19 protein-coding genes, 1 tRNA gene and 1 other RNA gene are annotated in these 19,614 nt (G+C 62.4%); 8 read left to right on the top strand and 13 right to left on the bottom strand.

The genetic code is table 11. From position 1 onward, the window contains the following. Window positions 1-48 precede the first annotated feature (48 nt). Window positions 49-145, bottom strand: an RNA gene (gene ffs / locus QMG79_RS08470) — signal recognition particle sRNA small type. 356 nt (window positions 146-501) lie between these two features. Between ffs and QMG79_RS08465 the strand changes: the two genes are divergently transcribed. After that, a tRNA-Ser gene (locus QMG79_RS08465) sits at window positions 502-589 on the top strand. 106 nt (window positions 590-695) lie between these two features. On the opposite strand, the gene arfB is transcribed toward QMG79_RS08465, so the two are convergent. Together arfB and QMG79_RS08455 are read right to left on the bottom strand one after the other, a co-directional pair. Continuing rightward, complete coding sequence (gene arfB / locus QMG79_RS08460; protein ID WP_283538155.1) at window positions 696-1,118, bottom strand: alternative ribosome rescue aminoacyl-tRNA hydrolase ArfB; 423 nt, start codon at window positions 1,116-1,118, stop codon at window positions 696-698. Window positions 1,119-1,207: 89 nt separating this feature from the next. Further along, on the bottom strand, window positions 1,208-2,119 hold the full coding sequence (locus QMG79_RS08455) for an oxygenase MpaB family protein (RefSeq protein ID WP_283538691.1): 912 nt from the start codon (window positions 2,117-2,119) through the stop codon (window positions 1,208-1,210). 166 nt (window positions 2,120-2,285) lie between these two features. Between QMG79_RS08455 and QMG79_RS08450 the strand changes: the two genes are divergently transcribed. From QMG79_RS08450 to QMG79_RS08440, 3 genes are all read left to right on the top strand, one after another. Next, the gene (locus QMG79_RS08450) at window positions 2,286-3,623 is read left to right on the top strand and encodes a M23 family metallopeptidase (protein WP_283538154.1); all 1,338 of its coding nucleotides are present in this window, start codon (window positions 2,286-2,288) and stop codon (window positions 3,621-3,623) included. Window positions 3,624-3,758: 135 nt separating this feature from the next. Beyond that, window positions 3,759-4,244 carry a glutathione peroxidase gene (locus QMG79_RS08445; protein ID WP_283538153.1) on the top strand — a complete coding sequence of 162 codons (486 nt, stop codon included), beginning with the start codon at window positions 3,759-3,761 and terminating at the stop codon, window positions 4,242-4,244. 24 nt (window positions 4,245-4,268) lie between these two features. Then, the gene (locus QMG79_RS08440; RefSeq protein WP_283538152.1) at window positions 4,269-5,177 is read left to right on the top strand and encodes a phosphodiesterase; all 909 of its coding nucleotides are present in this window, start codon (window positions 4,269-4,271) and stop codon (window positions 5,175-5,177) included. A gap of 55 nt (window positions 5,178-5,232) precedes the next feature. On the opposite strand, the gene QMG79_RS08435 is transcribed toward QMG79_RS08440, so the two are convergent. Continuing rightward, window positions 5,233-6,885 (bottom strand): stealth family protein, encoded by a 1,653-nt coding sequence (locus QMG79_RS08435; RefSeq protein WP_283538151.1) that lies wholly within the window; start codon window positions 6,883-6,885, stop codon window positions 5,233-5,235. Window positions 6,886-6,954: 69 nt separating this feature from the next. After that, window positions 6,955-7,884, bottom strand: a complete 930-nt coding sequence (locus QMG79_RS08430; protein ID WP_283538150.1) for a Cof-type HAD-IIB family hydrolase — start codon at window positions 7,882-7,884, stop codon at window positions 6,955-6,957. A 181-nt stretch (window positions 7,885-8,065) separates the two neighbouring features. Between QMG79_RS08430 and QMG79_RS08425 the strand changes: the two genes are divergently transcribed. Together QMG79_RS08425 and QMG79_RS08420 are read left to right on the top strand one after the other, a co-directional pair. Further along, entirely contained in the window at window positions 8,066-8,365 is a 300-nt protein-coding gene (locus QMG79_RS08425) for a type II toxin-antitoxin system VapB family antitoxin (protein ID WP_283538149.1), read from the top strand. Next, entirely contained in the window at window positions 8,358-9,020 is a 663-nt protein-coding gene (locus QMG79_RS08420; RefSeq protein WP_283538148.1) for a LytR C-terminal domain-containing protein, read from the top strand. The genes QMG79_RS08425 and QMG79_RS08420 overlap by 8 nt, the downstream gene beginning before the upstream one ends. On the opposite strand, the gene QMG79_RS08415 is transcribed toward QMG79_RS08420, so the two are convergent. From QMG79_RS08415 to QMG79_RS08385, 7 genes are all read right to left on the bottom strand, one after another. Then, a complete protein-coding gene (locus tag QMG79_RS08415; RefSeq protein WP_283538147.1) occupies window positions 8,997-9,674 on the bottom strand; it encodes a TetR/AcrR family transcriptional regulator in 678 nt (225 codons plus the stop codon). The genes QMG79_RS08420 and QMG79_RS08415 overlap by 24 nt on opposite strands. Before the next feature lie 35 nt (window positions 9,675-9,709). Beyond that, on the bottom strand, window positions 9,710-10,411 hold the full coding sequence (locus QMG79_RS08410; protein ID WP_283538146.1) for a DsbA family oxidoreductase: 702 nt from the start codon (window positions 10,409-10,411) through the stop codon (window positions 9,710-9,712). A 77-nt stretch (window positions 10,412-10,488) separates the two neighbouring features. Further along, the gene (locus QMG79_RS08405) at window positions 10,489-11,025 is read right to left on the bottom strand and encodes a GNAT family N-acetyltransferase (protein ID WP_283538145.1); all 537 of its coding nucleotides are present in this window, start codon (window positions 11,023-11,025) and stop codon (window positions 10,489-10,491) included. Window positions 11,026-11,043: 18 nt separating this feature from the next. Further along, on the bottom strand, window positions 11,044-12,039 hold the full coding sequence (locus QMG79_RS08400) for a sugar phosphate isomerase/epimerase family protein (protein WP_283538144.1): 996 nt from the start codon (window positions 12,037-12,039) through the stop codon (window positions 11,044-11,046). A gap of 1 nt (window position 12,040) precedes the next feature. After that, the gene (locus QMG79_RS08395) at window positions 12,041-13,240 is read right to left on the bottom strand and encodes a Gfo/Idh/MocA family protein (protein WP_283538143.1); all 1,200 of its coding nucleotides are present in this window, start codon (window positions 13,238-13,240) and stop codon (window positions 12,041-12,043) included. Between the two features lie 10 nt (window positions 13,241-13,250). Further along, a complete protein-coding gene (locus QMG79_RS08390) occupies window positions 13,251-14,360 on the bottom strand; it encodes a Gfo/Idh/MocA family protein (RefSeq protein WP_283538142.1) in 1,110 nt (369 codons plus the stop codon). Continuing rightward, a complete protein-coding gene (locus QMG79_RS08385; RefSeq protein WP_283538141.1) occupies window positions 14,357-15,115 on the bottom strand; it encodes a sugar phosphate isomerase/epimerase family protein in 759 nt (252 codons plus the stop codon). The genes QMG79_RS08390 and QMG79_RS08385 overlap by 4 nt, the downstream gene beginning before the upstream one ends. Before the next feature lie 180 nt (window positions 15,116-15,295). Between QMG79_RS08385 and QMG79_RS08380 the strand changes: the two genes are divergently transcribed. Next, entirely contained in the window at window positions 15,296-16,504 is a 1,209-nt protein-coding gene (locus QMG79_RS08380) for an ROK family transcriptional regulator (protein WP_283538140.1), read from the top strand. Between the two features lie 43 nt (window positions 16,505-16,547). On the opposite strand, the gene QMG79_RS08375 is transcribed toward QMG79_RS08380, so the two are convergent. Further along, a complete protein-coding gene (locus tag QMG79_RS08375) occupies window positions 16,548-17,513 on the bottom strand; it encodes a D-2-hydroxyacid dehydrogenase family protein (protein ID WP_283538139.1) in 966 nt (321 codons plus the stop codon). 307 nt (window positions 17,514-17,820) lie between these two features. Here QMG79_RS08375 and QMG79_RS08370 point away from each other — a divergent pair, with 307 nt between their 5' ends. Then, a complete protein-coding gene (locus QMG79_RS08370) occupies window positions 17,821-19,569 on the top strand; it encodes a pyruvate dehydrogenase (protein WP_283538138.1) in 1,749 nt (582 codons plus the stop codon). The last annotated feature ends 45 nt before the right edge of the window (window positions 19,570-19,614 follow it).

The following is a 19,614-nucleotide window of genomic DNA, read 5'->3' as shown; positions in this document are numbered from 1 at the left end:
GGAAACCCTACCAATCGGGACTGACACGCACGGCATCTGTGGGGGAATAGTAAAGACCCCTCATGCACCCGCCAGAGCCCATTTACCCTTGCTACCTTCCGGTCCTGGGGGAGTTCAACAGGATGACGCCACATGAGGGGCCGTCATAAAGTTTACCCGAAGATCGTAGCTGCCCTAACCGCCGTCCGCAGGCCGTTGCCAAAAGGTCTGGTTGGGTCGATCATGGAGAGGTACACCGGTTGGGGGCAGTCGTCACCCGCGGAACTGGGCACTTCTCCCACGGTGGATCCACAGATTGCATGCCAGCTCTCAGGTCAGAGTCCGTTTGCTTGGCGGCCGGAGTACGCATGGAATGGGCGCGTTGGGGGCGTCCATTCTGTCCTCATCGCCAAGCAGGGGCATCGAGCGCGTGCAAGGCCCCCAGCCATCTCCTGGATGTTGAATTGGGCGATGCCGCAATGTTCCGCTATTCTAATATCTGCTTTTGTTTCGAGAGCAGCTGGAGAATTCGCCTAGCGGCCTATGGCGCACGCCTGGAACGCGTGTTGGGTTAACGCCCTCGGGGGTTCAAATCCCCCATTCTCCGCCACCGAAACCCCCGGATCACTGATCCGGGGGTTTTTTGCGTTAAAAATATTCGCGGGGCTGTGTGGGGTGGTGGCCTGTTTGCCTAGCACCCCACCATTCATCCCGCGCTAGTCGGCCATGGGGCGGCGGCGTTGGGCTTTGGTAGCGGAGCGCTGTTCCTTTGCCGCCAGACGGCGGCGGTTCGATCCCCGGGTTGGTTTGGTGGCCCTGCGTCCCGCAGGTTCGGGTGCGAGCCCAGCAGTCAGTAGCTGCGCAAGTTTGGCCAGCGCGAGCTCCCGGTTCCGGAGCTGCGACCGGCTCTCGGACGCACTTACTGTGATGACACCGTCAACAAGTCGGTGGCCCAGGCGGGAAGCCAGTACCTGGCGTTGGCTCTCCGAGATCGAGCGGGAGGCCATCAGGTTCCAGGACAGTTCGGCGCGAGTGTCGGTGGTATTGACGTGCTGGCCACCCGGCCCCGAGGACCGGGAGAAGCGCCACCGCAGTTCCGTAGCCGGGAGGGTGAGTGCTGGCGCTATCTCAAGATCCATGCCTTCAGCGTTGCACACCTGCGGACGTGAATCCCTTTATGCGCTACTTCGTGGCGCCCTCTGAAACCAGGGGTCGTTGCCAGGAATTCCTAGCCGAGCCCCAGGCGCTTGCGACGGGCGAGGGCCGAGGTTTCGCTGGCACCTACCTTTCCCAACGAAAGATGCACCATTTTCAAGATCATGCGTGTCGCAGCCCGCACGGGGAGGCGGACTGGGCCAATCCGGGCTTCGCGCAGTCCCAGCATGGTGCGGTACTGGGGTTCAAGGCTACTCACGGCAGCGGCAAAAAGCACCGGGTAGCCAATTTTGAGCAGGGGATGGAGTGGGGGATGCCTGATGAAGTGCACTGTTTCGGCTACAGCTTCGTCTGAACGCAGGAAACCTCCTGCTCGCCAGGCCTCAAGTTGGGTGGCCATTTCGGCTTCACTGCGTGGCGGGTCAACAACGCCCATGAGCTCACCGGCTCGGGCCCATTCACGGACATAGGCATCGGGTCCGCCGGGGATCGGCCGCCCCCACGTTTTGTGAGCGGCCAGGAACGCGTCGGTGAACGCGATGTGGATCCATTTGGCGAGCTCAGGGTCATTGGCGGCATAGCTTTGCTCCACGCCGTGACCGTCCATGTAGGTGCCAACCACTGATTCGTGGAGCCTGCGGACATAGTTGGATGCCTGGGTTGCAGTCTCGGTTGATCCATAGGTGACAGTGAAGATCCAGCGGATAGTGTTTGCCAGGCGCTTGAGTGGATCTTCCTTGTAATTCGAGTGGTCACGGACGCCAGCAAGGGCTCCGGGGTGCAGTGCCTGCATCAGGAGCGCACGAATGCCACCGACAATCGGTGCCATGTCTCCGTTGACGATCCACACGGAAGAACCCGGCGCGAAGTAGCCCCCATCGTGGCCCTGCTCCAAGTCCAACTGCCACTGGGGCGTCTTCCCGCCCTTGGAGCCACTAAAAGTTTCCACCAGAATCCGCTTTGACGGTTCAATAATGCTGCGCACAGGGTTCACTTTGTTTCCTCCACTGATATGCAACGACCGCGACGGTCCTCTTGTTCCATGGGGTAGGCAAGCAGCCGCCAGGCTCTTCCCAGCAGGGTTTCAATGTGGTCCCATAAGGGAGTGAGTCTGACGGATGGGGATCGGACGAGCGCACAAGGAGAACATTGTGGCAACGCACCGCCAGTCAGGACACGGACTCCACCCGATGGGGGCCTGCGCTGCTGCCGCGCGTATCGGTACCGCTCTACTGGTTGGATCTGCAGCAGTAGTGGGGGTAGGGCTCAACGTCACAGTTGCCAATGACGGTCCAGCCACAGCTCCCCGCGCGATCGCCGGGCCACTGGTCAACAGGGCGCCGGGTGGCCAAAACCCGCAGACCACTGCGGCGGATGCACAACCGGTCATGAAGCCTGGCATCAGTGCCGATCCTGCAGCGCTTCTCTCCTTCAGCCGAACAGTGGTCCGTACCCTGGACAGGAATGGAAAGTCGGCTGTCAGTGCCGCCTCGGCGAACTTGCGCCGGCCACCCCAGGGCTCGCTGATGGCACCTTTGGAAGTCCTCGCTCCCAGCTCTCCCTTTGGCTATCGGATCAGCCCACTGTCCAGCGCTGTCGGCGACTTCCACCTGGGGCAGGATTACGCTGCGGCGTGCGGAGCGCGCGTCTACGCTGCTGATGAAGGGATAGTCAGGGCTGCTGGTTGGCATCCCTGGGGTGGCGGCAACCGGGTGGAAATTGACCATGGCAACGGCCTTATCACCACGTACAACCATTTGCAGGCAATCGCTGTCCGACGTGGAGAGTCGGTGGCAGTGGGGCAGATCATCGCCCTCGTGGGCACCACGGGCTCGTCCACAGGGTGCCACCTCCACTTCGAGACCCTCAAGGATGGTATCCACGTCAATCCTTCGGCCTGGAGTCTCCTTCCAACTCGACAGCTGGATCCGGTAGGAACATTGGACCTGACCGACTACAGCGCCCTGCCGGACAAGGGTGGCACAGTCCGGTGGGCTATTCCGGCAGCTGAGCACCAGGATCTTCCTGTGGCGGGAGGTGCCAACGAGCTCCCGGCTGCGCCGACCACCATGCCCGGTCTGGGCGTGCCTGCTCCGGTGGCCCCCACTCTCTCGGTGCCGACTGGCCCGGCAGAGCCAACGCCGGATGCTCCTGCCCCGGCGCCGACGTCATCCGTCATCACTGTGCCAAGTGCAACACCGTCGGGCGCCGCCACTGCTGGTCCGCTCCCCAGCGGATCCACCTCGCCGGTTCCCGTGCCATCCGCTACGGGGTCCACCACTGCGCCAGGGACACAGCACCCGGGAACGCCGCTGCCGGACACAACTGCAACCGCTACACCCACAGCTGGGGGATCTTCGGAAACGGCGACATCGGATGGCACGTCTGCAGACCATACCGCCTCGACAACTGCACGGCCGTCCCGTAGCACTGCAGCGAGTGGACGGTCGACGCCGACATCGAGTTTTACGATCCAGCCAGGACGCTAGCCGCCCACCGTAGGCCATGGTGTGGCAGCGTTCCAGCGGTCCGAGTGTGCCGGGAGAACAAAACTTCACGTTCCGACCCGTACGCTGGTCAGACAGTGACGAAGTACTTCCATGACAAAACGCGAGGATAAAGCTGTGACTGATCTCTACTCCATCCCTTTGACGCTCAATGACGGATCCGAGACTGACTTCGGAGCGTTCAAGGGTGACGTGGTCCTAGTGGTCAACGTCGCATCACAGTGTGGATTTACGCCCCAGTACGCCGGACTTGAAGAGCTCTACGGCGAGTTCAAGGACCGCGGCTTTAAGATTCTGGGCGTTCCCAGTAACCAGTTCGCTGGCCAGGAACCCGGTGATGATGCCTCGATTGCGGAATTCTGTGAGCGAAACTTTGGTGTGACGTTCCCGTTGACAGTGAAATCGGATGTTCGTGGAAAAAACCAGCACCCCCTGTATTCCGAGCTGACGAAGTTCAAGAACGGAATCCTTCCGGGCCTGGTGAAATGGAATTTCGAGAAGTTCCTGGTCAGCCGTGAGGGCAAGGTCGTGGCCCGTTTTGCCCCGACGGTCCAGCCAGACTCCGTTGAAGTCGTTGAGGCGATCCGGCAGCAGCTGGGCTAGCAGCAGCCGAAGGATCACACCCCAATGTCACCCGCGCACACATCATCGCCAGCGAGTGGGAGCATCAGGCCCGAGTACCCGGCGCCGAGCCACTTTCTGGTCCACATCAGCGATGCCCACGTCGGCTGGTTGCCGGGCGGGGTCCACGGCGGAATCGATGCGGCCGCCAACCTCAAGCAGCTTCTCGATGGGCTGGTCAGCTCGGACGCCCGGCCTGGGGCGATCGTCTTCACCGGCGACCTTACCAACCATGGTGATGCCGGGTCCTATGCAACACTCAAGCAGCTCGTCGAGCCAGCGGCTGAGGCCATGGGTGCGCGCATTATCTGGACCATGGGCAACCACGATGACAGGGAAAACCTGCGCGCAGCCCTCCTCGGAGTGCCCGGTAACGCAACGTCGTTGGACGAAACGTATCTCGTGGACGGGCTGCGCATCGTGACGCTGGACACGACGGTGCCAGGCTTCCATCACGGCGAGGTCAGCGACGAACAGTTGCGCTGGCTGGCCTCGGAGCTTTCCGAACCCGCGCCGCACGGGACAATCCTGGCCATGCACCATCCACCTATCCCGTCGGTTCTTGACCTGGCAGTCATGGTTGAACTGCGCGGTCAGCCCCGGCTTGCGGACGTTCTTCGGGGAACAGACGTCCGCAGCATCCTGGCCGGACACCTGCACTACTCCACCACAGCCACCTTTGCCGGAATCCCGGTGTCTGTCGCAGCCGCCAGTTGCTACACGCAGGATCTGAACGCCCCTGCTGGCCGCAGCCGTGGGCGCGACGCGGGCCAGGCCTACAGCCGGGTTCACGTCTTCGATCACACGGTGGTCCACTCGGTTGTTCCAGTGGCCGCTGGCGTAACAGTCGGCGAATACCTGACACCGGAGCAGGCTGCAGGACGGATTTCCGCGGCTGGCATCAGGCTCCGCTGACCGGTACCGGCGCCCGATCGTCACAGACTCCTGCGGACGCTAGTTTTCCCAAGCGCTAGTTCTCCCAGGGCGCCTTGATGGGGAAGTACTGTTCCAGGAAGTCAGTGACGAGCTCAGTGCGCTCCTTCGCTGGAACCTCTGGAAAGCTGCCGTCATTAAGGCAGAAGAAGTCCATGTTGCGCTTCGCCAGGAGCTTGGGCAGGTAGTTGAGCCCAGCACGCATGGTGGTATCCACGTAGCGCACCTTGGCCGCGGTCTGGGTCACAGCACGCCCGGTGAGGAGCGCGTAGTAGTGGTAGAACGAATTGGTCACGGAGATGTTGTCGGCTGCGCGGAAGCGGCTTGCGGCAGTGGAACGGAACTCTTCGGGGAACTCTTCCTCCATGGTTGCGACCACGCTGCGCCGGAGCGGAGCAGCGGTGTGTTCCAGGTGCCGGGTTGTGATCCGGCCGAAACGGTTCCACAGAAGCTTGCGGTTCACACGCGCTGCGTTTTCGAATCCGCTGCGTTCCACAGCGTTGTCCCCGAGGCCAATCCGTGTTTCGGCTTCGATGAACTTTGTAATCCCGCCCGGGGTGAAGAACTTGTCTGGTCCTACCGCGCGGCCAAAAAACATGTCGTCGTTGGAGTACAGGAAATGCTCGGAAAGACCCTCGATGTTGTGGAGTTGGCTTTCGACTGCCTGGGAGTTGTGCGTCGGGAGCACTGACGGGTCGGAGAAAAACTCATCGCTGCGGACAATTGTCACGCCGGGATGCTCAGCCAGCCATCCTGGCGCCTGCGAGTCCGTGGCGATGAAGATCCTGCGAACCCACGGCGCAAACATATAGATGGACCGGAGGGCGTACTTGAGCTCGTCAATCTGGCGGTAGCGGGCCTCGTTGTCATCGCCCTCGCCCACCACAGCATCCTTCATCTGCGATTGGCGGGCTGCAATGTACTCCGGCGAACTGCCATCCACCCATGAAAAGACGATGTCGATGTCAAAGCTGATGTCGCTGGCGTGGTCGGCAAACATGTTTTCAATGGTGGGCCACGTGTGCCCATACCGTTCCACAGTGCCCCGCACCGCGTCTTGGGCGCGCATGGTCCGCCGGGTCAGGGAATTCTCGATGGGAAGGATGACCTCGTCACCTTCAAATCCCCAGAGCTCCAGCTGAACGCCGGCAGAGGAACCGAACTCGAACCCACCGCCGGGTTCCACGCGCGGCCGGTAGAGACGGAAGATCCGGGCCTGCCGGTTGGGGGAGAGCTCGCCGTCAGAGACCAGAACGGAAGACTTCTTTTTGGCGTCAACGGTCATGGAGTAGATGGGCTCGTCCTGGCATGCTTCAACCAGGGCCGCCCGCAGTGACTTTCGGTCTTTCCAATCCAGTGCAATGACAGGACGGTCGTTGTTGCCGCGCACCAGCACGTAGTCCAGGCCAGCCTCTGCCAGGACACTGCGGATGAACATCAGGTCTTCAACCATGGCCTGGAACGGCGTCCGGTTGGTGTTGATCAGTGCGTAGCGACCCTTGTGCCGGACCACGTCGGGACGACTGCCCAGCCGAAGCCTGGCAGCCGCCGAGGTGACCTCGGTGTGTTCCCTGGCATCTACTGAGGCGGGCCCGCCGTAGTAGATCTCGTCCTGTTGTGTTGCGTCTGCGATGGTGGTCTCCGTGCCGATTAAGAAGTAGGTCTGAAAAGTAAGTGCTCTTAGCAGCATGATAGCCCCCAGCCAGCTGCCGGAGCGGACCGGAAGTCCACACCCCCTGGCGCGACCGGGCCTAAAAGCTCAGATGCCCAGTGCCTGCCGCCAGCTGCGGAGGAATGCTGCCCCGGCGTCGTCGTGAATCACCTCGGGACCCAACCCCAAATCCGCGGCGGTCCGTACTCGGTACTTTGTCGACGGGATTCCGTCGGCTGGCCGGACATCCACGTGCTCCACGACGTGTCCACGCTGGTTGAGCCACTCGGCCATGGCATAGTCCGTGCGCGAATCTCCCACAGTCCGCCACGCTGTCGGCGTGATGCCCTGCGCAGCCAGTAGCTCTACCGCGCGGCTGGCACCCAGGTCCTTGCCCAGCAGGACCGATTCAATGTCGGTGGAAATGATGGTGGGATCGATCCGAAAACTCACTGCGCCGTCGGCATCTGGCGCACGGCTGTCCAGGTGAATCGCACCCAGCCCATGTTCGCCCATGAGTTCGAAGGCGCGGGCATCAAAATCGGGTTGAACGGCCAGATAGTCGGCGTTGTCCACTCCGATGTGCTGTTCAACGGAGACCATCGCCACCTTGGTCTCGTCGAAGAACATTTGCGCGGAGAAGCTCTCCGCTACCAGGGACCGGACGGCATCACCGTAGGCGGCAGGGACGGCGAGCGTGTCATCGACTGCTACCTCGTTGGGCCCGTCGGCGGTATAGCTGAACCAGACGGCGCCCTTTTCGCAGATGGCGTGGACCACTGTGCCACGAGGCATTCCTGCTGCAATCATCGGCTCCATGACCTGGGTCCTGATGAACTCGTCAGACCTGCCGGTATTAAAAATGACAGGGATTCCGGCTGTGGCGAGGGCGAGGAGATCGGCGATGATGCCCGGGCTGACCCTGCGGGAGACAGGACTCGCAATGGGACCGTCCACGTCCAGCAGCAGGGCCAACGGAGGAGTTTCGCGTTGGATGGCCGCGTCCGGGGTGGTATCGGGGAACTCAGGTGCACTCATGGTCCCTATTCTGCCAGCGATGGGGCAGCCCACGGGGCAGGCGCTGGCAGGGCCGGACGGGGGAACAGTACCCATTGGAAACGCTGGCACCATATGACACATGATTGCTGTTTGGCTACAACCTGTGACACGGCCGTACGCGATATTCCCATTGCGGCATGAAACTGCCTAGGCTTACGGGGTGATATTCAAAGCTGTGGGCGAGGGACGCCCTTACCCTGACCATGGTTACAACAGTCCCAAGGAGTGGGCGGAGCTACCTCCCCGCCCTGTTCGCCTTGATGAGCTGATCACCACCAAGCGGAATCTGGACCTCGATGCCCTCCTGGCCGAGGACTCAACCTTCTTTGGCGACCTGTTTCCCCACGTTGTTCAGTACAGGGGCAGCCTCTACCTTGAAGACGGGCTGCACCGGGCCGTGCGGACTGCCCTGCACCAGCGCACCGCCATCCATGCCAGGGTCCTGGTCATCGATGGCTAGGAAACCCAAGGACGTCACTGTCCTGCACGGGCACCGCGTGGTGACCGGCCCCGAGCTTCGGGCTACGTTCGTGGAACCGGAAGAAGCGCTCGAGAATCCAGTCCGGACCCGGGGCAGAATTATCCATGGGGTGGTCCTGGTGCTCCTGATCGCCCTGATCAGTGCGGCAGTGGTGGTGGCACTTGCGATCATTGACGGGCGCATCAAGCTTCCCACGGCTGCCGCCGGCCCAGCCGAGATAGTAAGCCTTTGCCCCTCCGACACCTACGAGTACGCGCCCACCGGGTCAGTGGTCAATGTCTACAACTCCACGGCGACAGGAGGCCTGGCCCGGACTGCAGCAGATGAGCTCCAGGCCCGCAGATTTGTCCTAGGCGCCGTAGCCAACAAGGAAACTTCCTACTCAGGAGTGGCAGCAGTGATCTCCGGCGCGGATGGACGCCAGGGCGCCTTTAGCGTTCAGCGCAACATTCCAGGCACCGACTATTTTCAGGACAGTCGCGAGGACGCGAGTGTCGACGTGGTTCTCTCCACCGGCTATCAGCAGATGGTGGCCGGTGACCTGGTTAACAAAGAGCCGGGGCTCCTCACCTGCCCGAGGGAGAACAAGCGGATTGCCGACAAGGAAGTATCACCCGTCCCAGGGGCCAAGTAAGCCTGGTTGGCTCGCGGCAGACGTGCCTGCCACCCGAACCGGGTTCCCGTCCTCGGCAAATTGGGCTCCCACGCCCAGCTGGATGAACCGGACAGTACGGCTGATTCTGGCCTGGAGTTCCGCTGGATCTTCAGCGGTGCGCGATGCGCTTGAGGACAGTGTTCCATGCACCAGCTGGGACTGCTCAGCGACGTCAGCCTCGGGGAACCAGCCCTGCTCCATACCGTCGCGAAGGATGGCGTGGAGCATGGTACTCAATTCGCCCACATGATCGGCCAGTTTGGCGAAGGACGACGGCGAGAGCACCGCCGCCATGGCGGGTCCGGGTGGCAGGTGGCGTCGGGAGAGGTCTTCTGCCTGGGCGCGAATGTACAGTTCAAGGCGTTGGACCGGGTGCTCGATGGTGGCCAATGATGTGCGCAGCTCGGACAGGAATCGGCCCGTCCTGTCCAGTGCGTAGGCGATCAGGAGCTCTTCGATGTCCGCGAAGTAGTTGTAGACGGCTGTTCGTCCTACCCCAGCCTTTCTGGCCACGTCCGTCATGGTCAGGCCGGGCAGGCCGTCACTGAACAGGAGCTCCCCGAACCCGGCCAGGATGCGTCGCTGCGTCTCCGCCCGCTGTTCGGCGTTGCTGGCGGCAGAAATGCGAGGCATGCTGACACTTTATCGCGAAGTGTCAGTAAAATTCGCTAGGAAGCGCACCCCTCCGGGCCGCAGGCGTCAGCCTTGGCCGCGGCATCCACCATCACCAGTGGTTTGCTTTCCTCCCAGGCCTGGGTCAGGGCCGCAGTGAAGGTTTCCCGCGGTTGTGCACCGGAGAGTCCAAACTTCCTGTCAAGCACAAAAAACGGGACCCCGGATACTCCCAGTGCTCGCGCTTCTTCAATGTCGAAACGCACCTCGTCCGCGTACTTGTCGGTGCTGAAAAGCTCGGAAACGGCGCCGGCAGGAAGCCCCAGCTCCGTGCCAAGCTCTGTCAGGTAATCCTCGCTGCCAATGTCGCGACCTAGTTCAAACTGGCCGCTGAGCAAGCGCTCCTTGGCGTTATCCTGCAGGCCGTGGGCTGCTGCAAGGTGGATGAAACGGTGGGCCGTGAAACTGTTCGCCACCACGGCGGCGTCAAAGTCATAGGTCAGGCCTTCTTTGGCGGCCTCGGCAGCTACATGGGTGAACATCTCCGCTACCTGGTCAGGGTGCATACCCTTGCTGGTGCTCAGGTAGTCCAACTCGGTTCCGTCAAAGTGCGCAGGGATGGTGGGATCCAACTGGTAGCTGCGCCACGTCACCTCAACGTCGTCGCGATGTTCAAAATCTGCCAGTGCAGCCTCAAACCTCCGTTTGCCAATAAAACACCACGGGCACGCTACATCTGACCAGATCTCAATCTTCATACAAACGACAACCCCACAGGTGCCAGCTGCATTCCCATGATGCGCGTGCGGACATGCAGCCGCCGCCCCCAGCCCTCTCAGCGGGCCAGGCGAAGCTCCATGACGTAGTCGTGTTCCACCGTATTGCCCAGGGTGAAAGTCTTGGTCCCTACCCGCGAAAACCCGGATTTCTCATAGAACCTGATGGCTCTGGCGTTCTGGTCGTTGACTCCCAGCCAGATTCCTGGTGCACCGCCGTCGCGGGCTGCAGAGATTCCCGCTGCCATCAGGGCGGCGGCCGCGCCCCGGCCGTGGCTTGCCGGGTGGACATAGCATTTGCTCAGCTCAAGGGCAGCCGGATCCGTCAGCGCGGATGCGACATCAGGATCGCTGGCAACCCGCGCCACGAGCATCACATAACCCTGCAGCGCGCCGCCGTCGTCGCTCACCAGGAGGGTGGTGTCAGGGTCCGCAAGGTGCTTGCGGAAACTGTCCACGCCAAGATGCGCCGCCAGGTGGGCGGCGATGTCGGCAGGCGAGGACGACGGCGGGCAGGCCAGGGGGAAAGTGACGCTGGCCAGATCTGCAAGGGCGCCAGCGTCACTGGCCTCCGCGCGACGAATGGTGTGGTTCATGCAGGAATTTTAGCCAGGCTACTGTGAAAACGCCGCATCAAAACTGGTCTGGGACGCCGGGAAGTCGAACTTCTTCAGCGCAGCCAGGGCTTCTGGAGCACCGTGTAGCCGGTCCATGCCAGCGTCCTCCCACTCAACGGAGATGGGGCCGGCGTAGCCAATTGCGCTCAGTGCCCGGAACGACGATTCCCAGGGCACGTCGCCGCGTCCTGCAGAAACGAAGTCCCAGCCGCGGCGCGGATCGCCCCACGCCAAGTGGGAACCCATAACTGTATTGCGGCCAGTCTGGCGGACCTTGGTGTCCTTGCAGTCCACGTGGTAGATCCGGTCCTTGAAGTCCCAGATAAAGGACACCGGATCGATGCCCTGCCACATGAAGTGGGAAGGATCCCAGTTCAGGCCGAACGCCGGGCGGTGGCCGATTGCCTCAAGGGTCCGCACGGTGGTCCAGTAGTCGTAGGCAATCTCGGACGGGTGGACTTCGTGGGCGAAGCGCACACCGCATTCATCAAAGACATCCAGGATGGGATTCCAGCGGTCAGCGAAGTCCTGGTAGCCGGCATCGATCACCTGCTGGGGGACCGGTGGGAACATCGCAACGTACTGCCAGATCGAGGATCCGGTGAAACCCACCACGGTGTCCACGCCCAGTGCCTTGGCCAGTCTGGCCGTGTGCTTCATTTCTTCTGCCGCGCGCTGGCGAACGCCCTCGGGGTCACCGTCACCCCAGACTTTCTCGCCCACAATGGCTTGGTGGCGGAAGTCGATGGGATCATCACAGACTGCCTGGCCCTTGAGGTGGTTGGAGATGGCCCACACCTTGAGGTTGTACTTTTCCAGGACCGCGAGCTTTGATTCGACATATCCGGGCTCGTCCCAGCGCCAGGCGTCCAGGTGGTCGCCAGAGACAGCGATTTCGAGTCCGTCATAGCCCCAACCGGAGGCCAGCCTGGCTACTTCCTCAAAGGGAAGATCGGCCCACTGGCCGGTGAAGAGTGTGTACGGGCGTGACATGTCAGGCTCCTTCTGTGGAGGGTGCTGCATCGGGGGAAAGGCGGATCAGGCGGCTGCCAGCGGCTGCGGAGTCCTCAATTGCGCTAAGGATTCGCTGGACTGCCAGTCCGTCGTCGAATGAGGGCGACGGCGGGGTTCCCGTGGCAATCGCCAGCAGCAGGTCCCTGATCTCATGCGTGAAGGTGTGCTCCCAGCCGATGATGTGGCCTTGGGGCCACCAGGCATCGAGGTACGGGTGATCAGGTTCGGTAACGAGGATGCGCCGGAAACCCTGTTCGCGGACTGGTGCTGTGGCATCGAGGAAGTGAAGTTCGTTGAGGTTTTCCAGATCGAAGCGGAGCGCGCCGTCGGTGCCATAGATTTCCACTTTCAGGGAGTTTTTGGCTCCTGTGGCCACCCGCGAGACCTCGACTGACGCTACCGCTCCGGAGGCGAGGGACAGTGTTGCCCAGGCGGCGTCGTCGACAGTTACCTGTTCCGGACCTGTTGGGCCGGGACGTTCGGTGGTGAACGTGTGCAGCCGGCCGGAAACCTCTGTGACGGTATCGCCCAGCAGGAAGAGGACCTGGTCGATAGCGTGCGAAGCGATGTCCCCCAGTGCGCCCGAGCCCGCCGTCTCCTTGGTGAGGCGCCAGCTCATCGGGGACTCAGGGTCGCTGAGCCAGTCCTGCAGGTAGGACGCCCGGACCTGCCGGACGGCCCCTATCCGGCCTTCGCTGATCAGCTCTTTGGCGAGCGCCAGGGCCGGTACGCGGCGGTAGTTGAAGCCCACCATCGACTGCACGCCCTTGGTGCGGGCAGTGGTGGCCGCGGCCGCCATCTCCTGCGCCTCCGCCAGCGTGTTGGCCAGCGGCTTTTCGACCAGCACGTGTTTGCCTGCGGCGAGGGCCGCAGTCGCGATTTCTGCGTGCATCCAACCGGGCGCGCAGATATCGACGATGTCGATGTCCTCGCGGTCCAGGACACTGCGCCAGTCTGTGGCGGATTCAGTCCAGCCATAATCGCGGGCGGCGGCCGCGACGCCGTCAGCATCGCGGCCCACCAGGACCTTCTGCTCAAACGCCGGAACGTCGAAGTAGCTGGCAACGTTGCGCCAGGCGTTGGAGTGCGCCTTGCCCATGAAGGCGTAACCAATCATGGCCACACCCAGGGGGCGGCCTGATTCGCTGCCCGGCCTTGTCTGTTCTGCAGAGACGGTCATGATCTGCGTCCTAGAGTGTTGCTGTCTCGGGGGCCCAGTCCTCGGGGAGGGCTGGCGATGACTGGGCAGAACTCTTGACGTCCACAAATTCGCCGGTTTCCATGGACTCGGCAATCGAGACCATGGCATCAACCACGTGATAGGCGAGCTCGCCCGTAGCACGGTGGGCGGTGCCGGCCCGCAAGCTCCGGGCCATATCGAGCACACCCATGCCCCGGCCGTTGGCAGGGCCGGTCGCGGGGACGATGGTCCAGTCCTCGTCGCCAGCACGCCAGATACGGACATCGCCATCAAACATGTTGGGATCGGGGAGGGACAGGGTTGCTTCGCTGCCGGTGATCTCCATGAAACCCATGTGCACGCGGGGGGATTCGAAGGAGAAGACGCTGTGCGAGGACGCGCCTGACTCAAACTGCGCCATGGCGGATACGTGGGTGGGGACCTCCACAGCAAACTCCTCGCCTGCCTTGGGGCCGGATCCGATGGTGCGGGTTTCTGTGGCCTTGGAGCCTACTGCTGCCACTTTGCGGATGGATCCAAAAGCCTGGACCAGTGCGGTGAGGTAGTAGGGGCCCATATCGAAGAGCGGTCCGGCGCCCTGGGCGAACAGGAAGGCGGGGTTGGGATGCCAGCCCTCGGGGCCCGGGGTCTGGAAGGTGGTCATCGCTGTCAGGGGCCTGCCGATGTCGCCGCGTTCAATGAGGCGCAGGGCAGTCTGGAGACCCGCTCCCAGGAAGGTGTCCGGGGCGCAACCGAGGCGGATGTTCTTTTCCGTAGCAAGCTTCAGCAGGTCAAGGCCTGAATCGCGGTCCAGGGAGAAGGGCTTCTCGGTCCAGACATGCTTGCCTGCGTTGACTGCCTGTGTGGCAACTTCCACGTGGGCTGCGGGGATGGTCAGGTTGACGATGATCTCAACGTCCGGGTGGTTCAAGGCCTTGTCAACGCCACCCCATTCCGGGATGTTGTACTCCGCAGCCCGGGCTTTGGCAGCTTCCTCAAACAGGTCCGCAACCACCAGGACCTTCAGGTCCGGGAATGTGGTGAGGGTATCGAGGTACTGCTTGCTGATGTTGCCCGCGCCGATGACGGCGATGCCCACGGGTCCTTGTGCGGCGCTCATGCCTGCACGCCCGTGGTGCCGGCAGGGTTGGCTGCGTTCAGGAAGGCCAGGCTTTCGGTGATGCCCTCGAAAATATCGCCATCGTAGTCATCGAACTCCACGACGCCCACCTCCAGAGCCGTGGCAGCTGCCACGATGTCCAGCACGGCCACCTTGCCCTTGCCAGCTGGCTGCTGGGCTTTCGTATTGGTAGTCAGGTCGCCATCCTTGATGTGGATGAACTTCACGCGCTCGCCGAGGGTTTCCAGGATTTTCACCGGATCTTGGCCGCCTACGGCAACCCAGTAGGTGTCCACCTCAAGGACAAGTTCCGGATCCAGCAGGTCCGCAAAGTATTCCAGGGCGGTGCGTCCCTCAATCATGGACTCAAGCTCCCACTGGTGGTTGTGGTACCCCACGCGGATGCCGTACTGGGCGCCCTTTTTGGCTGCCGCGTTCAGTGCAGCGGCTGTTTTCTGGATGTCCTCGGCGTTCTGCCAGTGCTCGGCGGCAAGGAACGGGTCAATGACTGTGGTCATGCCGAGCGCCTTGGCGGCGGTAAAGATCTCATCCTGGTCAGCACTGAGCAGGGGAGCGTGTCCTGACGGGGCCGTCAGGTTGTTTTCCTTCAGTGCGGCTCCCAGTTCGGTGGCGGTAGCTACAAAGTTGTAGGGCTCGACCTGGGTGAATCCGATGTCCGCGACCTTGCGGATAGTGCCGGGCAAGTCCTGCTCAATGGCATTGCGCAGGGTGTAAAGCTGAATTGCATAAGACATGGTGTCTCCTGACGGTGGGGTCTGGGCGTTGGCCCTGGAGTGACCGCTCCTGCGTAGTTCAGGCCGGTCCTCCCAGCAACGCTATGGTGACTTTTGCCGAGGGTCAAGCAAAAGATGTAAATAGTCGGCGTTTCTTTTGTGAACGTGACATGAAGAAGGCTTGCGTGTTATCACTTGTCCATGAGCGTTGCATCAGGAATTCGATCTATGCCCCCGGATTTGCGGGTGGGCCTGGTGCGGGCTGGTGACCTTTTTCAGTTGCTGCGCGACGGCCAACCCCGGACCCGGGCGGAGCTGGCAGCAATTACCGGCCTGGCCCGATCCACTGTCGCGGCACGCATTGATTCCCTGCTTGCCTCCGGACTGGTGGGACCGGCCGGTGAGGCAACTTCCAGCGGGGGGCGGCCGCCGTCGCGCTTTGCCTTCAACGCTGCTGCCCGCGTGGTCCTTGCAGTTGACGTGGGTGCAACGCACCTGATGGTGGCTGTCACGGACCTTGATGGACACATTCTGGCCGACAGGCGCCTGGAACAGAAGGTGACGGAAGGTCCCGAAGCTGTCCTGGCACGCGCCATTGCGGCAGGGCGCGACCTGCTCAAGGAAGCTGGCCGGCCGGAAACTGATCTTGCCGGCGTGGGCATTGGCCTCCCAGGGCCCGTCTCGCATTCCACGGGAAGGCCAGTGAAGCCGCCCATCATGCCCGGCTGGGATGCCTTCGACGTTGCGGGGTACGTGCAGCGGAGCCTGCCCGTACCAGTCCTGGTGGACAACGACGTGAACATCATGGCGCTCGGAGAACAGACAGCGCATTGGCCAGACCAGGACAACTTCCTGCTGGTCAAAGTGGCCACCGGGATTGGCGCTGGCATCATCAGCAACGGTGAGTTGCAGCGCGGTGCTGACGGAACCGCCGGAGATCTTGGCCATGTCCGGGTACCGCGGGGCAATGGAGTGCTTTGCAACTGTGGCAATACCGGATGCCTGGAGGCTCTTGCTTCAGGCTGGGCCATTGCACGGGAACTGACCGCTGCGGGTTTGGCAGCGGGCTCCGGAAGCGACGTCAGGAGGCTGGCGGCGGCTGGCAATATCCAGGCCATCCAGGCACTGCGCCAGGCCGGCCGGGACATCGGGGACGTCCTGGCCACAGTGGTGAACCTCCTTAACCCCTCCGTCATTGTGATCGGCGGAAGCATCGGTGAAAGCGGAGAAAACCTGGTGGCCGGCATCCGCGAGGTGGTCTACGCCCGGTCGCAGCCGCTGGCAACATCCCACCTGCGGATTGTCCTCTCCGTTGCAGGGGACCGCGCAGCAATCTTTGGTGCCAGCCGGTTGGTGACCCACCATCTCCTGTCTGCGAACGTGGTGGAGTCTTTGCTGACTGCCGGTTAGTAGCGCGGGCAAGCATGGCCCAAAGGGCGGCTTCCGGTGCCGTTTATGGCCGCAGGCGACGAATCGGCGAACCGGACAGCCATGCCCGGACGTCCTCCAACGCCCCTCCGTAAAAAGCGTCATAACTCTCCGCAGTGACGAAGCCCAGGTGCGGAGCGAGTACCGTGTTGGGCGCGCTCAGGAGTGGATGGCCGGCAGGCAGCGGCTCATGGTTGTAGACGTCCAGGGCGGCGCCCCGAATCCACCCTTCCTCCAGCGCGGTGAGCAGAGCATCTTCATCGACCAGCGCGCCGCGTGAGGTGTTGACCAGCAGCCCGTCGGGTCCCAGCAGTTGGAGTTCCGCCGCACCCACTATCGACTCCGTGCGGGGAGAAAGGCGCACGTGGAGGCTGACGACGTCGGAACGTCGGAAAAGCTCATCGCGATCAACCAGCGTGGCCCCCGCAGCCGTGGCTGCTTCAGCGGTCAGGTTCTCACTCCACGCCACCACTGTCATCCCGAATGCAGCACCGTAGGCGGCAATTCTGCGGCCAATCTTGCCCAGGCCCAGGATTCCCAAGGTCCGGCCAGCGAGTTCAAAACCCACAGTCGACTGCCAGCGGCCCTCGCGGAGTGCGGCGTGTTCCATGGGCAGGTTCCGGGCAAAAGCCAGGATCAGGGCCCAGGTCAGCTCTGGCGCGGCGGTGGGGGAGCCTTCCGTGCCGCAGACGGTAATTCCCAGGTCCGCTGCGGCAGTTACATCGATCGACGCATTGGCTGGGCCTGTGGTGACAAGCAGATCCAGGTTGGGCAGCTGTTCAAGGACGGAGCGTGGAAAGGGAGTGCGTTCCCGCATGGCAATGATGATGTGAAAATCAGCCAGCGTGGCTACGGCTTCCTGCTCAGAGCCGAAGTGCTTGGTGAATACCGTGACGGTGACCCCGTGGTCAGCGAGTGATCCCCAGTCCGCGTGGTCCATGGCCACCCGCTGGTAGTCATCAAGTATTGCCAACCTGTAGTGCTCTGCCATGGTGCGTCCTTCATTGGGTGCGCGGATACCTTCCATCCTAGGCGGCACGGATTCAACAGGGTCGGCTGGGGAATACTCCGCTGGGGAATACTGGGGGGAGCGAGCGGGGGGAGCGAGCTCGGGTGGGGAACGGTGGATGGGGAGCGCTTCTCCCCATCCAGGTGTAGTGACATGCGTCGTCTTCACCTGTGAGCCTGCTCTCTTAGCTACCCGTGCGGCACCCTCCGTGGACCAATCGGACTATATTGGCGTAGGTCAGCTCAATACCCAGTCAGCTCAATCACAGACCACGGGAGTGTGCACGCTAATGGCCAAAGAACTTGCCGTCCAACTCATCGAACAACTCCAGGCTGCCGGTGTCCAGCGGATCTACGGAATTGTGGGCGACAGCCTGAACCCCATCGTGGATGCCGTCCGCCAGACCGGTGGATCCGCCAAGGGTGGGATTGACTGGATCCATGTCCGCCACGAGGAAGCCGCAGCTTTTGCCGCCTCGGCTGAAGCCCAGCTCACCGGCAAATTGGCGGTCTGCGCCGGTTCCTGTGGCCCCGGAAACCTGCACCTGATCAACGGGCTCTATGATGCCAACCGCTCCGGCGCTCCCGTGCTGGCGATCGCATCCCACATCCCCAGCAAGCAGATCGGCAGCGGCTACTTCCAGGAAACCCACCCGGACCGCCTCTTCAACGAATGCTCTGTCTATTCGGAACTCATCAGCACCGCCGAACAGGCCCCGCGTGTCATGCACAGCGCCATCCAGCACGCTGTTGGCCTGGAGGGCGTTGCCGTCATCACCCTTCCCGGAGATGTTGCTGGCCTTGACGCAGTGGTGGATGCCCCTGCCCCGGCCGCGTTCCGCAAGGCGAGCCTCACCCCTGACCCCCAGAGCGTGCAAGAACTGGCAGATGCAATCAATGCGGCCAGCAAGGTCGCCATCTTTGCTGGCGCCGGTGTCCAGGGGGCTCATGACGAGGTCATCGCGCTCGCGGCCAAGATTGCTGCGCCCGTGGGACATTCGCTCCGCGGCAAGGACCTGATGCAGTATGACAACCCCTACGACATCGGCATGACGGGGCTCCTCGGCTACGGTGCAGCCGCCGAGGGTATTGAAGACGCAGACCTGCTGATCCTGCTGGGCACAGATTTCCCCTATGACCAGTTCCTGCCGGACACCAGGACCGCCCAGGTTGACCGGGCATCCCAGCGCCTGGGCCGGCGGACCGACGTCGACGTTGCAGTGCACGGTGACGTGCTGCCCACCCTGGCTGCGCTCATGCCGCTGGTGACGGCGAAGAAGAGCCGACGGTTCTTGGATTCGATGCTCAAGAAGCACGATCGCCTGATGAACAAGGCGGTGGGTGCCTACACCCGCAAGGTTGATGAGATCACCCCAATCCATCCCGAATATGCGGCCTCGATCCTTGATACGGTCGCCGCAGAAGATGCCATCTTCACGGCGGACACAGGTATGTGCAACGTCTGGACAGCGCGGTACATCAATCCACTGGGAACGCGCCGGCTGATCGGGTCTTACCTCCACGGTTCCATGGCAAATGCCCTGCCGCACGCGATCGGCGCGCAGGTTGCCTACCCGGACCGCCAGGTGATCTCCGTATCAGGCGACGGTGGGCTCTCCATGCTGATGGGCGAACTCATTACCGCAGCAGCTCATAGACTGCCGCTCAACGTGGTGGTTTTCAACAATTCCACACTGGGTATGGTCAAGCTGGAAATGCTGGTGGACGGTCTGCCGGACTTCGGAGTGGACGTCCCTGACGCAAACTATGCAGAGGTGGCCAAGGCCCTGGGATTCCATGCCATCCGCGTGACGGACCCCAAAAGGATCGAAGACGCATATCGCGAGGCGTTTGCGCATAACGGGCCCTCCCTGGTGGAACTCATCACCGATCCACAGGCGCTTTCGATTCCACCCAAGATCAAGGGAGCCCAGATCCTTGGATTCGCCACGGCAATGTCCAAGGTGGTGCTGAACCGGGGCGCAGGTGAGGCTGTGGCCATGGCCCGCAGCAACCTCCGTAATATCCCGAGGCGGTAGAAGCGCAGACCGGCGCAGGGTACCTGTCGCTGGGCGGACATTCCT

It is taken from the genome of Pseudarthrobacter sp. PS3-L1, from assembly GCF_030063285.1.
GTDB lineage: Bacteria > Actinomycetota > Actinomycetes > Actinomycetales > Micrococcaceae > Arthrobacter.
The sequence above is the reverse complement of the archived record's forward strand: the minus strand, read 5'-3'. Positions and strand labels throughout refer to the sequence as shown.